The following is a 14,629-nucleotide window of genomic DNA, read 5'->3' as shown; positions in this document are numbered from 1 at the left end:
ACTAAAAACATATTAATTCATAAACTTACAATATATTTTTCTTTTGATAGTAAATCCCTGGGTTACAACGCACCATCGTAAATTCATCAGATAAGCCTGAGATAGATTCTGACGCCCCTAAAAATAAAATCCCATTGGGATTAAGGGCGGCAGCAAATTGCCGCAAAATTTTAGCTTTTGCCTCTGGAGAAAAATAAATCAACACATTACGACAAAAGATAATATCGAACTTACCCAATAAGCTATAACTTTCAAGCAGGTTATGACTTCTAAAATTCACTAACCGCTGAACATTATCTTTCACTTTCATATGACCTGACGGCATTGGATCAAAAAATTGTCGCTTTCGCTCATCTGATAGCCCACGGGCTAAGGCTAAGCTGTCATATTCGGCCTTTTTACAACGCGCTAGCATTGAAGGTGATAAATCGGTGGCTTGGATCGTCGCGCTACCAGGCAATGCCCCCGGCTTACGCTGCTGATACTCTAAAATAGTCATTGCCAATGAATAGGGCTCCTGCCCTGACGAGCAAGCGGCTGACCATATTTTTAACGGCCGACCTAAGCGGCTATATTCAGGTAATAAAGCATCATGAAGTAATTCAAACGGGTATTTGTCTCTAAACCACAGAGTTTCATTTGTGGTCATAGCGTCAATCACTTCCGCCCGTAAATGCCGCTCCATTGGCTTCATTGAGCGCTTAACCACTTCCGATAATGAGGGCAAATCATGCTTGCCCATTAAAGGCGCTAAGCGACTTTTTACTAAATATTGCTTGTTGTCACCTAATACAATGCCACTGTGTTGCTCTAAAAAAAGCTTAAACTGATTATATTCTGCTTCAGCAAGTGATTTGTTCGGCACTTTTACATCCTATTTTAAAGAGGCGCTTTACATTGTTTGCAATCTAAAGCCGCCGCTTTGTTTGGTTACCGAGCACTTGGTAACAAACGTGAAATCTACAACCTATGGTGAATCATCAGCCCTAGGTTTTCGATTGAATTATTATAAAATGAGATGTTTGTTGACCGCTGACGCTAACTCATCGGGATTAAACTTAGCGATAAAGTCGTTTGCGCCGACCTTTTCAACCATGGCCTGATTAAACACGCCACTTAATGAAGTATGCAGCACCACTTTAATATCTTTAAGTTTTGGATCGTCGCGAATTTCCGCCGTTAAGGTATAGCCATCCATTTCTGGCATTTCAATGTCTGAAATAATCAGTGGAATTTCATCGGCAACATTATCCATCTCAGTGGCAATCGCTTTTAATTTCTCTAAGGCATCTTTACCATCAATAGCGGTGTCAATTTGCAGGTTCAATGACGATAATGAACGGATAATTTGCTTACGAGCAACTGCAGAGTCATCAATCACCATAATATGGTAATGCTGCTCTTTATCAATGGTAATAGCATCACTGGCAGCTTGGCTTAATTCCGTTTTTACTGGTGATATTTCATCAAGAATTTTTTCAACATCTAAAATCTCAACCAATTCACCTTCGATTTCGGTTACTGCAGTTAAATAAGAGTTGCGCCCAGCCCCTTGTGGCGGTGGCATAATTGATTCCCAATTCATATTAATAATGCGCTCTACTGAGCTAACCAAAAAGCCCTGAATACTGCGGTTATACTCAGCAATAATGATGAAGCAATTTTCAGTCGATGCCAACGGACGGCCACCAGTTGCCGCACTTAAATCAATCACTGAAATAGTCGAGCCCCGAATGTGAGCAATGCCTTTAATCATTGGGCTTAAACGGGGTAACTTTGTCAGTGGCGGACACTGTAATACTTCTTTTACTTTAAAAACGTTGATACCGAAACGTTGGCGACCATTAAGTTTAAAAAGCAGTAACTCCAGTCTATTTTGGCCTACCAGTTGGGTACGTTTATTAACTGAATCAAGAATGCTCGACATAACCCTGCCTTGTTTTATGAATGCTTTCCCTAGTGGGATTTATTATTAGAGTTCACTGTTAATCAGTGTTTTAAAGCGACAGTAAAACCATTTTCGCAAATTGTAACACAGTAATTTATGCCAATTTGCTGGTTTAGCGCTTAAATTTAGCTATAGGCATAGTTTTTGCTTGATTGTGGTCACATCGCATTTAAGCGACGATTTCAATGAAAAAAGTCAAACTTCTGACAAAGATAACATTGAGAATGTTTAGCCTTATCATTGCTAATTAAAATTGAAGTTTAGAGGTAACCTGGCCAATCAAGCTAGTTAGAATATTATGAAGAAAAACATTCTACTATTGATCATTATTTTTTTATCTTTACCGGTTAACGCCAGTGAAGATGCCACCATAACTTACTCTCTATCGACCATTACTGAATTAGCTAAAGAGGTAGTAGCAAAAAAAATTGCTAAAAAGCCCAATGCGGTGATCAACATTAGCCCGCAAAATCTTGATGGCCGATTAACACCGCCAAGATGTTTGCCACCCATTAGTGTTGAAATGGCCAGTGACCGCGAAATTAGCCGCACCAACACAGTCAAAATTAGCTGTATCAGCCCTGATTATGACTACCCATGGCAAATGTTTATCTCGGTTAAAGTTGAGGTTATGTATCCAGTGGTGACAGCATTGGGAATTATTGAAAAAGGTGAGTTAATCACAGCAGATAATGTGGCAATTAACTATGTTGACCAACACAGTATCCGCGGGCAGTTTTTTTCTGAGATCTCACAATTACTCGGTACCCGCTCAAAAAGGCGTGTGTCAGCTAAAGCGCCTTTGCTAAACAATAATTTATGCTTTGTTTGCAAAGGAGATTCGGTATCTATTTATGCTAAAACAAACGCATTTGAAATAAAAACTGCCGGAGAAGCACTAAGAGATGGTAATATTGGCGATGCTATTAGAGTCAGAAATAGCAATTCTAACAGGCGATTAGATGTCATTGTCACAGGCGTTGGCGAAGTTGAAGTTAGAATGTAAAATATTCTAAAGTTTTTTCTGACAAGGCCGATAACCTGTTTGGAAAACCCTAACATTACGCTGGAGCCTCACATGGCAATTGATATTAACCATCTAAAAACAGCTTCTCATGCTCAGTTGCGCACCAATCGCGACGCAGGAGCAACAACGCAAACAGCTGACTCAGCGGCTAAGACCACGGCTGCCCCAGTAAAAACGGATTCGGTCAGTATTACTGCACAAGCGCAGCAGCTGCAGGGAGTGCAGAGTAATATGGCATCTTTACCAGAAGTTGACCAAAGCAAAGTTGATGCAATTAAATTAGCAATTTCAGAAGGTCGCTACAAAGTCGATCCTGAAAAGTTAGCTGCTAACATTGCTAGCTTTGAAGCTGATCTTGACGGATTAAATTTCGACCAAGAGTAACCTCATCGTTACTCTTGATATTATCGGCCACACATTACTTAACGGGTAATGTGGGTTTTAATAAAGAGTAACTTATGACTGAATTACTACAGCTGTTATCTTTTCAGCACGACACCTTGTCGTCGCTGAAATTACTTGTATCTGAAGAAAAATTAGCCCTTACTGAACGTGACGCAGATAAACTACTGTCACTGGCAAAATACAAGGTTGACTGCCTAAACAACCTCAAACTTAATGATGAAAAGTTAGCCTCTCACCCAGAAAAAGCATTATTAAACGCTGAGCCAGAACTCATTGTTAAAGTCGAAGAAGCCAAAGCGATTCTAGACGAGTGCAAGGCCATCAATAGTCAAAATGCCAGCTTAATTGAGCTTAATATAGCCAGCCTTAATCGCTTCTCTCAAGCGCTGCAAATGAGCCGTAATGCATCAAGCCTGACCTATAATGACAAAGGCCGAACTTCAACGATTTCCTCTTTAGGGCAAAACCTTAAAGCATAATCGAGGCGGTAATTAACTGCCCTGCGAGTTGCTAGATTGTGTTTTAAAAACCAAAAAACCGCTCAAAGAGCGGTTTTTTTGTACTTCAGTTAAGTTAATTTAAATGACTGGATTTAAATAATTAAATTTAACTAAAAGTAAGTCACATGCTTAATCGTTCTAGGCCTATTTTGCTGCTGATATAGGCTCCATACCTGTGAAAAATCCAGTTCTAACTCAGTCACATACATATCACCAGCCGGATAGCTTTTGACCACTTTCGCGCCTTTAATCATGCCCGAGACACTGGCGGTAACGGTTTGCTTATTCAGCAACCAATCATCGACCTGGCTACTGGCATCAATCTGCTGGCCATACACTTGCTCAGCCAGTTCCCGATAAGCGGCAATTTTAGACGCTTGCATCGCCATTAACACCTTGTGAGATTGCTCTGTTGCCGGTTGCGTTGCTAACGGCGCATAACCAATAGCGGTTAGTTTAGGAAATTGTTTAGGCGCCTCGGTTTCCCATTGCACATACTTGTCGTTTACCGCACACCCGGACAAGGTGAGGGCTGCTGTCAGGGCTGCAAACAGTATTGCCTTCATTGGTTATCTCCTAAAATAGTCACGCTTGCCATACCTGCATGCTCGTTTCGATACAAGATGCCGTCTTTTGAAATCACCTTATTGGCAGGTGTTAAATAGCCTGGCAGGCTGTGGGTTTTAACAAAGGTTTGTACCGCTGACACTACTCGATTATTGCTAGTATTGACAATTCTGGCATTGACCACCACGCCCTCTGAGGTAGTGCCCATGGTGGCTACGACCACATGGGATACCGCTAAATCTGTGGCAAGCTGCTTCCAGTCGCGGCTTAAAATAAACTCACCCTCCGCAGTGGCGCGAAGTGAACTAGCCACATTCATATCAACAAGATTAAATTCATTGGCATGAAATGCAGTCAACATGCCTTGCTGCAATTGCTGCCCCAGCAAATTAGTTTGTCCGTAATCATCAAGCATGACAGGTGTGGTGATCAGCAGTGGTTGATCAGCTCGTAAGCTGTCGTTTTGTAGCACTAATTCATTGACAATTTTTTCCGCCAAGCGGTTAACCCCAGCTTTGGGCGCTATGCCTGACTGCTGAATATCGTAGTGAATAACATGATCCGTTTTGGGCTCAGACTCATACCAAAAATTCATCTCATAGCCTTCATTGACATAAGATAAATCATCATACTCTGTCGGTTGTGAGCCAGCACAAGCTGTCATCAACATCATGATTGGAAGTAAACCAATTCGGCGCATATTGCATTCCTGTATTTAACTCAAGCATTGCTATGGGCTAAGGCGTTTGAGGCCTAAAGGTTAAAAATGAATTCTAAAAACACTATCGGCAATCAGGATAAAAACTTTAGATAATTAATCCCTTTCAGCATTGGCTTAACGACTTATATATTGAAAACCAATAACAGGCACATTCTTTGCATTTATTCTCAAACAATCGCTCCTAGTACTTTAACGCCATAAACTTGGCACTGTATTAGTCGTTCATCGTTATCTTTAAGCAAGTGATTAATATGAAAATATGCAGTAAAACAACCCAGCGACTCTACTCCGCAGCCATATTGCTGTTTGTCAGTATCTTGAGTCTGCCGTTAAAAGCTGAAATTATTGAAGTAACAGGCCATGCGAATATCATTAATGGCAATGTAGATAAGGCGCGTGAAGTGGCGATCAGCCAAGCGCTAAGCTATGCCAGCATGCAAGCTGGGGTTGGTGTTAACGTTAATAGTCAATACATCTCGGGTCAGGGGCAGTTAAGCCAAGATGCATTTCAGTTTAGTCATATAGGACAAGACAATAATATTGAACTGGTATCTGAAATGCTCACCAGCACTGACATTACTGTATTACTAAGATTAGATCTTCAAGACGACTCAGCTCAGCAATGCCGAGGTCAGCAATTAAGAGCGGCAATAATGGTGCCTCAGGCCAGTATTCAAGATCGCGCTCAATTACGTTATGGTCAGTTATTAAACTTTACTCAAGCACTATCACAACAGTATGGCGTGCTACTAAATAGTCACTCCCATAATAGCTTTGCCCGCATTCACGCCGATGAAGCACTAGATCACAGCAATGAGTTAATCAATTTTAAAGGTAATCGCATCCCAAGTTGGTTAGGCGAAATCACCGATAGCCAATATATCTTACAACCAGAAATCCTCGATATGTCAACCGAGCCCACCTCAGGATTAATGTTTGGCTTATTTCACGGCTATCCACAAAGACAAATCAGCTTTAAGTTAACTTTGTATCACGCTATTAGCGGTGAAAAAGTCTGGAGTAAAGATTACTCAGCACAGGCGCAGTGGGAGTTTGAACGTGACGAAACCGTATCACCCACCACTAAACGTTTTTGGCGCTCAAGCTATGGCCAAACGGTTAACCAGCTTATGCAGCAAAGCACTGCTGACATTGATAATTTGCTAAATTGTCGCCCACTGCTGGGACAAATTGTGGCTAAACAAGGCAATAGAATAATTATTAACTTAGGCCGTAAGCACCATGTGAGAGCCGGTGATAGCTTTCAAATTGTATTGCAACAAAATATCCCAGACAGAGTGAATTTAATGCGCGCCGTTGCCACACCAAACCGCGCAACAGTCACTATTGATCAAGTATCAGAAGAAAGTGCCACCGCAGTATTACAAGGCATAGACGCAACAGGGAATATTCAAATACAAGATATCGTGATTAAGATTTAAGCAACTAAATTTAAAGCCTTTTAATCAAGATTAAAACTTGTATAATTGCGCTTAGTCTCCCTATAGCTCAACAGGATAGAGCAGTCGCCTCCTAAGCGATCGATCAGGGTTCGAGTCCTTGTGGGGAGACCAATTATGCCCATTTTATTATATTAATCAACACCTTATCTTCTTACACGCAATCCTGTGTCACCCCTGTGTCACCACGGAAAAAGATTTTTTTACCACTTCTTATTATAACTATTTCGAATAACCCCAGTTTTAAAGCATTCACTTCAATTATGGACTTTTCGCCCTATTTCTAATAGTTTTCCTATATTAAAAAAGGAAAGTGACCCAATGAGCGATTTATTCAATTCTTTCATAAGTACCGATGATTTTGTCTTTCTTCTATCATCAACCCCATTACCATTGCAGCCTTATTTACTAGCTATTAATGAATTATCTGAACTACCAATTCAACAAGAATATTATGGAAGTATTGATGGTGAAATTCAGCTTAATGATTTACACCTTCCATTTAGCCAAGGCCTTCCATCTTTGATAGATGTGACTCATAAAAAAGACCCTATTAAAGAGCTAGCAAAAATTGAAGGGATTGAACAAACATTAGAAAGCGAACAACAATCAGCTACCTCAGCACTTGCCAGCTTGTTTACTCCGTTAAGAGAGCTTGAACCTCTGAGTGATATAAAGCTTATTCAAAAATTCGCGAATGCTTCTTCCTTAGCTACTGCATTTTGCAGTTCAGCAAGAGATGATATCAACCTTTTACCTAGTTTTTGCAAAGGTTCAGAACCTTTACTGCATGCTGCCCTAGCCAATCAAATGGCAGGATTAATTCAACAAGCCCATTTGTTATATCAGTTATTTATAGATAAACAGCTTATTGACTCTAATGAACAATTTCAAAGGTTGCTATCTGAAATAGGCAAGCATAAAGCTATAGCGAAAAAGGCAAGTTCGAATGCAAAAAAAGGTCATTCAAAACGGCATTCACTAAACCGTCAGCGTCAAGAGTTTGCTTTATCTTTACTGAGAAAAAAGAAGTACCCCAGTGCTAGGCATGCCGCAAAATGTTTATACCCTGAAATTAATGAGTTTGGGGAGCAGATAGGCGTAAAGTTTACTGATGAATTTCAAGGTAGAGAAACCATTGAAAGGTGGTTTAGGCCAGAAATGAAGAAAACATAATAAAAACATGATTATAAAAAGTATCTTACAGTAAGGTACTCTCCTTTTACTGTTAAATACGCTCATCTAACCGCAAGATACGCATACACACTAACCGCCTGATTATATTGTTAACTCCGACGAATAAATACAAATCGGAGTTAATATGAATACACTACTTACCCCTGCCGCTGTTGCCGAGTTTCTTGGCGTAACAATCGGTACTCTCTCAGTATGGCGCTGTACAGGTCGTTACCCACTTAGCTTTATCAAAGTGGGTCGTCGTGTGATGTACCGCCAAAGCGATGTTGAAAACTTCGTGAATGGGAGGGTTTATGAACACACTGCTTAATTATTCCCTAATTGAAATACTTGCCCTAATAGCGAATCACATTCCTGCAATCAGGGATATTAATGCACAAAAAGGTGGTGAGTAATGGCCACTTTTAGCAAAGAACAAATTAGCTTTATTGAATGGTTGTCGAAAGGCAACCATATTGAAGTGTGCATAGAGATTTGCCCTGACCTTGGCAAGATGACTGGTTATGAGTCATTTTCAGGCAGCTTTCAAAAACGAACTTTATTCAAACTCAAGCAGCAAGGCTTTCTGGCTGAAAGCACTCGTAACGACATGGGTATGAAGTGGCAGAAATGTTCTTTAAATCAACGTGGCTATCAATGGTTAAAACAGCATGGAGGGCTTAAGAATGCCTAGTGTGCATCCCCATGATAAAGAGTGGCTTAAAAAGAAACTTTTCGGCCTGCCTAACGTTCATAAATTTTCAATTCTGCGATGTTACAAGCGTATTCCGACAAGAAGATTATCCAATCTTTATATTCTCGATGTCACTAAAAAAATCGATCAAATAATAGGTATTAACGGTCAACGATGCAGTGTAAACATTGAGGAAGTGGACTATAAAACCAAGGCTAAATTACACGCAAAACTTTGCTCTAAAATAGCGACAAGAGTTAATAATTTTGGTTTAGAGAAAGGTTACCGCTCAATTATCCATTACGTGAAAACCTATGGAATAGAGCCACCACAAATTAGTGACGCTATTATTGCAAATTTACAGAATGATTGCTTATCAGAGATAGAAAAAAGCAAGGTAATTGGCGTGATTAAAAGGGCTTCAACTGATACTTGGTGGGTAGCCAAATTAAGAAGACAACATAACCGACAAATTGAGTCGGTATCCCGCTTACTAAACCAAGTAAACAAATATAAGGGAATATATGCCAGTAACGTAACAGTAAGCAACTTCAAAACCCAGTGGCAAAACAATCGTGAGTTACTTGAAAATACCATTGCCACCAATGAGCATGATTACTCAATGAGTTTGGCTGAATTGTCAGATTTAAACGTATCGAATCCCAAAATAAGAAAAGCAGAATTAATGGTTCGCATCCGTGGTTTTGAAGATTACGCCAAAGACATGGGCTATTCAGCAATATTTTTAACCATGACAACTCCGTCTAAATACCATAGAAGCTTTTCAAAATCAGGTGCCGAGAATCCTAAATGGAATGGCGCTACTCCGCTTGATGGACAGGATTATCTTAATCGCACCTTCCAACGTATTAGAGCATCATTAAACCGTGACAATATCACCCCGTTTGGTTTCAGAATTGCCGAACCCCACCATGACGGTACACCCCATTGGCACTTACTCTATTTTGTACCAACAGAACATCAAGACAGACTGGTAGAAACCTTCGAGCATTATTGCTTTGAAGAAGATGGTGATGAAAATGGCGCTAAAAAGCACCGTTTTAAAGTTGAGTACATTGACCCTGAAAAAGGTTCGGCAACGGGATACATCGTTAAGTATGTTTCTAAGAGTATTGATGGTGAAGGCATTGAACATGACTCATATGGGAAAGAGGCTACAACTTCAGCAGTGCGAATAAAAGTCTGGGCTTCATGCTGGGGCATACGCCAATTTCAACAAATTGGTGGTGTAGGTGTAACTCAGTGGCGAGAATTAAGACGTTTATCAGCCATTAAAGATGAAAGCTTAGATTGGGTTGAAACGGTTAGACAAGCAGCTGATGAATCTAACTGGAGCAAATATACCGAACTTATGGGCGGCGTATTTTGCAAACGTGAAGACCAACTTATCAGGCCACTGTACCAACTTAAAAAGCAATCGACTCACCCAGTAAATTGCCCTGTAACCAAATCAGGGGCTAAAAATGAGCCTAAAACCATAGTTAATGATGATTCCCGTAAACCCTGCATAAACACTAAGGATTCAGCGCATCGATGCGCTATGAGCGCATACGATAATATTGCAAGAAACCCTATACACCATGCAGGGTTCACTAAAAATTACCTTTCAAGAATTGCAGAACCATTTACAGAAATTTCTGCAATCAATCTAGAAACGGTTTCAGCAATGCCTGCAATATGTGCTGAAAGCAATCCAGCAATGATTACTGAAATTCTGAGACCATATCCTGCATATTCCAACAATCACACAGTAAACAGTCACCAAAGCAACATATACAAAACTAACCGCTACGGGGATGAGTTTGTTACTCAGCTCAAAGGCATTGTGGCTTTAGGAGTCGAAATCATTACCCGAGTCCATGAATGGACATTAACTCAATCAAGCCGTGCTAGTGAACTTGATCTAACTTGGAGTTCTGTAAATAACTGTACCTAACGAATTTATTAATCATGGCTATATTCAGGCTGGCAGAATTTATAGTTGGTGATGACATTAACTCATAATTGGATAGAAACGCGTTAGACATTTAACTCTATCTGTGAGTTTCAGATTAAAATTTCGATGAATTAACGCCTCGCTCACCCGCAAATTGGACTGCGGTATTTTTTGTGTAAAATCAGCGTAGGGACTGGCACACAAAAAATGGCGCTGTTCAATTTATCGGGTGCAGCGCCTTGTTAGGCTATAAACCTAGTTACAGGAACTACAACATAAAATATTTATCACAGCAGTCACACTGGTAAAATTTATTTGATGCTAAATAGCCAGTTACTCCCCCAATAATTGCACCTGGGATGGTTCCTGCAATGGCACCAAGAGGCCCACCTGCAATACCAAAGCCGGCTCCAATTTTGGCTCCTAAAGCCGCCGAAGCCGTCGCTGCTGCAGCACCCTTTAAAGATGAGCCTTCGAAATTATGACCACACTTGGGACATTCTACTTTAGCCATTTTACTTCTCCATAGTTTATAAATTAAATAGAATCGGTAGGCGCAGGGCGATAAGAGCCTAACGCTTTGAATATGGGGCAAATACGAGCGTTTTGGCCGAAGGCCAGCGAGTATTTGTCCCAGTGAGTTTACGAACGACATAATTCATTTGTTAGCTTCAATGACTTTGAAGCTTGAATAAAGAGGGAATTCGTTATTACTTACTAAATCTCTAATCACTAATTCAACAGTGTATACCCCAACAGGATCTCCTAACTCAGCGATTAATCCGACCCTATCTACGGCTAATCCTAGCTGTCCTTCCGGCATCGCTGGTTTATTCTTCCATAGTTCTGTGTCTTTGATTTCTGTGTAAACAGAACCATCGGGTTTAACAATTCGATAATCTACTTCAGCTACGCAATTGCCTTTTTCATTGGCCTTACATCCATAAAATACTACCAATGCTTCAATAGGTTGCCCTTTTTCAACTTCCTCATCATTCGTTACGTAATAACCGTCAGTTGGTACTTCCCAGTTATCTAACATTTTTTGTGAGTTGGTGGTCATAAATACCATAGCCCCGAAATCACCAATGCCTCCTTGAAAGCTCCTTTCAGGGGCTATTTCGCCATTTTCGTACCACTGTTCAGATATAGCCGAAAAAGAAACAATAGAAATAAAGAAAATTAAAAATTTCAAGAAACCTCCATTTTGAAGCTAACGCCAAGTTAAGCTGTGAGTGAATGTGTGCCAAAATTAGAGCGAAGCGAAAATGGCACGCGTTTACGAATCAGCTTAAACTTTTTGTTATGCGCTTTTGCCGACAACCCTTTCCTTAATCATGGTTTGTAAACCATAATCAGTGAGACTCCACAGCGCTTGAGGGTTATCGTTATTAATGGAAATCAGACCTAGAGCTAGGAACTGAATTCGAATTGTATAAAGGACTTGGCTGTCAATTTGCAAAGATGATATGTGAACATTATTCTTATCCGCACCACTAAATTGCTCAGCAACAAAACTATTTACACTGCTATCAAATGCATTGTCAGCTAAAAATGGAGATAGAGTTGAGAATAGTTGCCTCCATGTCACTGATTTAGACCATGTATGGTTCTGCGTGCGATCATGCATAGAACGAGCGTAAATTTGATAAGAGCCAGCTAATTCTATTTCACTTTCCCAATCAGCAAGTTCGTCAACAGGCAACAAGGATTGTTGTGGCTTTTGTTCTTCAAGTTGAAGTGCTAAGTCTTCATTGCGTTTACGCAACACATTAATCTCAGCAAGCAATTCTGGTGACGCAGATGAATCAGCTCTTACCCAACCTACAGCGGGAAACATTTTAATTGTCTTATTTAGACTTAGAGCAACTTCACCGGGAAGCTGAGCTGACTCCTTCCAATAGCGAACTAACCTTCCTTCACTTACTTTCTCTCGAAAGAGCTCCAGTTTTTCCGCTAATTCTTCGGACATTTCGCTTTTTGAGCGAGGCAATGAGTCTGGTGACTCATGTAACAGAGCAATTACTTTGATTCCTTTGCTTACAGCATAATCAAACTCTTTCTCCGTGTAACTTAAACCATCATCGGCTGTTGAACCGTACCGCCCACCAATTATTAACAGATAATAGTCGCAGTCATCGATGACTTTTTTGATAAACTCCCATTGCTCTTCGTCAGCAGCAGGAAATAACTCCATTCCGGCAGGAATACAATCCATTTCCATTAATGTTTGAAGCACACTTTGTCGCTCATCTTTTAAGTCTATATATGTAGAGCTCACAAATACTTGATATCTCTTATCCATTATCACCTCGAATTGCCTTAGCGCATAACGCCTTACTAATGGGCGCATAAATGCTTGGCTAAAATTAGCGACGAAGGAGCGCAAGCCAAGCGTTTTGCGTCCTTTTGAGCAACTTGTTAAGTGGCTGATACTCTTGACTTTACTGTATCAAAATCTTCAACATTAGTATTGATTTTGGATCCTAAATATACAACTACTTCACGAGCACCAGCTCCAATAGCTAATTCTCTCAGAACTCTTTCTTCTATATCTGTCAGTCCACCATCGGTTTTTTCTAATTGATGCACAATGACGCGAGGTGAAGGTTTAATTTTTGATTTATGCAATGTGTACATACCATGCTGCAATATCTTTTCAGCACACATAAAGTCGGCAACAAATGATCTATTGTGTTTAAAGGGGTTAAGTACCCGAACATTCGGAGAAGAAAGAGATTTAGCTTCCGATCCAATTGCTTTTACTATTTCACCTTTTTTAGTGCTTTCTATAGCAATGTAAGGCTCAGTTTCAAAAGACAAGTTGGAAGAAAAAACTTTGATAGAAAGTTTGTTTTCACTTAATTCAAAAAGTAAATCATGTGAAAAAAGGCTTCTTATAAATGTAAACAAAACTCTGGGCCTCCGAGCCACTTAACGCCCTGCTAATAAGTGAACCATGTGCTGGCAGGCGATTTGCTCAGCAAATGGCATGACAGCCTTGGTGAATCTGGATTTAGCAGCTTGTTAGTAGCTGGCAGATTAACTTTAGGCGCCAGCCATCTTTACTAAAAACAAAATAAAACCACTAAAAAATAGTAAGCCAAGGACCACCATTATGGTTAATGTTTTAGATTCGGTCATTGATTTCAAGAGAGCAAATTTACTCAAAAGCCCTGTCCCAATGAGTGCTGCTTCAGCTAGGTTTTCTTTAGATTGTTTATTCATTTGAGATTCCTTTCTATGATGAACCATTGACTACTAACGCTTCAATCAGCCGACGCGTTAGCGGTCGGCTGCATTGATTTGTTAGATTTTTTAGCTACGACGAACCTTACATTCTCTCGTTTTTCGTGTTGCTCAGAGCCAAGGCCAGAAAGTAGCTCTTGGCAAAATTCAGTGTATTCTGCCCCTAACTTTTCTTTTAATCTTTGCATTCTATTGAGCCTTGCAGCCCAACCTTCAATAATTTCCGTAGGTGCCGCACCAGAGAAATTTAGCTCGGGGTCAGTAACATCATTGTCAACATGCACTATTTCGAAGCCGGCACTTTGCAACAAGCCTTGCATCTTCGCACCAAAATTGAAGTCATAAATGCCAGATTTGTATGATTCAAGTTCAAAGCGCCTCACTCTTTCGTAGTACTTGCTGTTTTTTTCAAGATTTCCGGAAATAAAGCAGGAGACATCAAGCAATGCGATCCACCCTCCTTGATTCATAGACGAATTTACAGAAATCAAAAAATCGAGTGGCTTGCGAAGATATGAAAGAGAAAAGCTGCTCCAAATTCCGTTTACCGATTCGACGGACAGGCTATCAAAACTTAGAAAATCAGTGCATATGAACGTTTCATTGCTGCTTTTATTCGACTCACAGAAATCAATGAATTCCTGATTGATATCTATTCCTAAAACATTTTTAACACGGAACGAAAAAAGTCGGGACACATCACCGACGGAGCAACCAAGATCTACAACCGAGTCATCCTGACTCAGAGGTATAAACTGAAGATAGCGTTCCCAGCCTCTCCAATTCTGTTGTTTTTCATACTCTTGAAAAAGGTTCACTAACTTCTCCGTGTACTTCTAAAATCTAACAGCTTATTCAATAGCAGCACAATAATGTTCCAGGCTGCTCAATTCAAACTTCAAAGATACCATCGCTAAGTTATTGT

The 14,629-nt window shown here is 40.2% G+C and carries 18 protein-coding genes and 1 tRNA gene; 9 read left to right on the top strand and 10 right to left on the bottom strand.

Features of this window, described 5'->3' with window-relative positions; genetic code table 11:
* Positions 1-25 precede the first annotated feature (25 nt).
* Both BCU91_RS02095 and BCU91_RS02090 read right to left on the bottom strand, forming a co-directional pair.
* Complete coding sequence (locus BCU91_RS02095) at positions 26-865, bottom strand: protein-glutamate O-methyltransferase CheR (RefSeq protein ID WP_102519869.1); 840 nt, start codon at positions 863-865, stop codon at positions 26-28.
* Positions 866-1,006: 141 nt separating this feature from the next.
* A complete protein-coding gene (locus BCU91_RS02090; RefSeq protein WP_102440676.1) occupies positions 1,007-1,927 on the bottom strand; it encodes a chemotaxis protein CheV in 921 nt (306 codons plus the stop codon).
* 319 nt (positions 1,928-2,246) lie between these two features.
* On the opposite strand from BCU91_RS02090, the gene flgA reads away from it, so the two are divergent.
* The 3 genes from flgA (at position 2,247) to BCU91_RS02075 (ending at position 3,859) form a co-directional block, all read left to right on the top strand.
* Entirely contained in the window at positions 2,247-2,954 is a 708-nt protein-coding gene (gene flgA, locus BCU91_RS02085) for a flagellar basal body P-ring formation chaperone FlgA (RefSeq protein ID WP_102440677.1), read from the top strand.
* A gap of 72 nt (positions 2,955-3,026) precedes the next feature.
* The gene (gene flgM / locus BCU91_RS02080; RefSeq protein WP_102440678.1) at positions 3,027-3,359 is read left to right on the top strand and encodes a flagellar biosynthesis anti-sigma factor FlgM; all 333 of its coding nucleotides are present in this window, start codon (positions 3,027-3,029) and stop codon (positions 3,357-3,359) included.
* Between the two features lie 74 nt (positions 3,360-3,433).
* The gene (locus BCU91_RS02075; RefSeq protein WP_102530794.1) at positions 3,434-3,859 is read left to right on the top strand and encodes a flagellar protein FlgN; all 426 of its coding nucleotides are present in this window, start codon (positions 3,434-3,436) and stop codon (positions 3,857-3,859) included.
* Positions 3,860-3,990: 131 nt separating this feature from the next.
* Here BCU91_RS02075 and BCU91_RS02070 read toward each other — a convergent pair whose 3' ends face one another.
* Positions 3,991-4,446, bottom strand: coding sequence for an LPP20 family lipoprotein (locus BCU91_RS02070; RefSeq protein WP_102530793.1), 456 nt, complete (start codon positions 4,444-4,446; stop codon positions 3,991-3,993).
* Positions 4,443-5,147 (bottom strand): FlgO family outer membrane protein, encoded by a 705-nt coding sequence (locus BCU91_RS02065; protein WP_102440681.1) that lies wholly within the window; start codon positions 5,145-5,147, stop codon positions 4,443-4,445. Before BCU91_RS02065 ends, BCU91_RS02070 begins: the two co-directional genes overlap by 4 nt.
* 272 nt (positions 5,148-5,419) lie before the next feature.
* Between BCU91_RS02065 and BCU91_RS02060 the strand changes: the two genes are divergently transcribed.
* The 6 genes from BCU91_RS02060 (at position 5,420) to BCU91_RS02035 (ending at position 10,455) form a co-directional block, all read left to right on the top strand.
* Positions 5,420-6,610: a flagellar assembly protein T N-terminal domain-containing protein gene (locus BCU91_RS02060; protein WP_102530792.1), complete on the top strand. Its 1,191-nt coding sequence runs from the start codon at positions 5,420-5,422 to the stop codon at positions 6,608-6,610.
* Positions 6,611-6,666: 56 nt separating this feature from the next.
* A tRNA-Arg gene (locus BCU91_RS02055) sits at positions 6,667-6,742 on the top strand.
* 207 nt (positions 6,743-6,949) lie between these two features.
* Positions 6,950-7,804: a hypothetical protein gene (locus BCU91_RS02050; RefSeq protein WP_102530791.1), complete on the top strand. Its 855-nt coding sequence runs from the start codon at positions 6,950-6,952 to the stop codon at positions 7,802-7,804.
* 145 nt (positions 7,805-7,949) lie between these two features.
* Positions 7,950-8,135: a helix-turn-helix domain-containing protein gene (locus tag BCU91_RS02045; RefSeq protein ID WP_102530790.1), complete on the top strand. Its 186-nt coding sequence runs from the start codon at positions 7,950-7,952 to the stop codon at positions 8,133-8,135.
* 84 nt (positions 8,136-8,219) lie between these two features.
* On the top strand, positions 8,220-8,498 hold the full coding sequence (locus BCU91_RS02040; RefSeq protein WP_102528978.1) for a hypothetical protein: 279 nt from the start codon (positions 8,220-8,222) through the stop codon (positions 8,496-8,498).
* Positions 8,491-10,455, top strand: a complete 1,965-nt coding sequence (locus BCU91_RS02035; protein WP_241904019.1) for a replication endonuclease — start codon at positions 8,491-8,493, stop codon at positions 10,453-10,455. The genes BCU91_RS02040 and BCU91_RS02035 overlap by 8 nt, the downstream gene beginning before the upstream one ends.
* A 268-nt stretch (positions 10,456-10,723) precedes the next feature.
* On the opposite strand, the gene BCU91_RS02030 is transcribed toward BCU91_RS02035, so the two are convergent.
* From BCU91_RS02030 to BCU91_RS02005, 6 genes are all read right to left on the bottom strand, one after another.
* On the bottom strand, positions 10,724-10,969 hold the full coding sequence (locus BCU91_RS02030; RefSeq protein ID WP_102530789.1) for a hypothetical protein: 246 nt from the start codon (positions 10,967-10,969) through the stop codon (positions 10,724-10,726).
* A gap of 144 nt (positions 10,970-11,113) precedes the next feature.
* Positions 11,114-11,650, bottom strand: coding sequence for a hypothetical protein (locus BCU91_RS02025; protein ID WP_102530788.1), 537 nt, complete (start codon positions 11,648-11,650; stop codon positions 11,114-11,116).
* A 108-nt stretch (positions 11,651-11,758) separates the two neighbouring features.
* Positions 11,759-12,760 carry a DUF4062 domain-containing protein gene (locus tag BCU91_RS02020; RefSeq protein WP_102530795.1) on the bottom strand — a complete coding sequence of 334 codons (1,002 nt, stop codon included), beginning with the start codon at positions 12,758-12,760 and terminating at the stop codon, positions 11,759-11,761.
* A 116-nt stretch (positions 12,761-12,876) separates the two neighbouring features.
* Positions 12,877-13,368, bottom strand: a complete 492-nt coding sequence (locus tag BCU91_RS02015; RefSeq protein WP_035008647.1) for a rod shape-determining protein — start codon at positions 13,366-13,368, stop codon at positions 12,877-12,879.
* Positions 13,369-13,503: 135 nt separating this feature from the next.
* Positions 13,504-13,683, bottom strand: a complete 180-nt coding sequence (locus tag BCU91_RS02010) for a hypothetical protein (RefSeq protein ID WP_102530787.1) — start codon at positions 13,681-13,683, stop codon at positions 13,504-13,506.
* Positions 13,684-13,724: 41 nt separating this feature from the next.
* Complete coding sequence (locus BCU91_RS02005) at positions 13,725-14,522, bottom strand: class I SAM-dependent methyltransferase (protein ID WP_102530786.1); 798 nt, start codon at positions 14,520-14,522, stop codon at positions 13,725-13,727.
* Positions 14,523-14,629: the final 107 nt, after the last annotated feature.

Source organism: Shewanella sp. 10N.286.52.B9 (genome assembly GCF_002873635.1).
Classification (GTDB): Bacteria; Pseudomonadota; Gammaproteobacteria; order Enterobacterales; family Shewanellaceae; genus Shewanella.
This window is presented reverse-complemented; position numbering and strand designations above follow the sequence as displayed.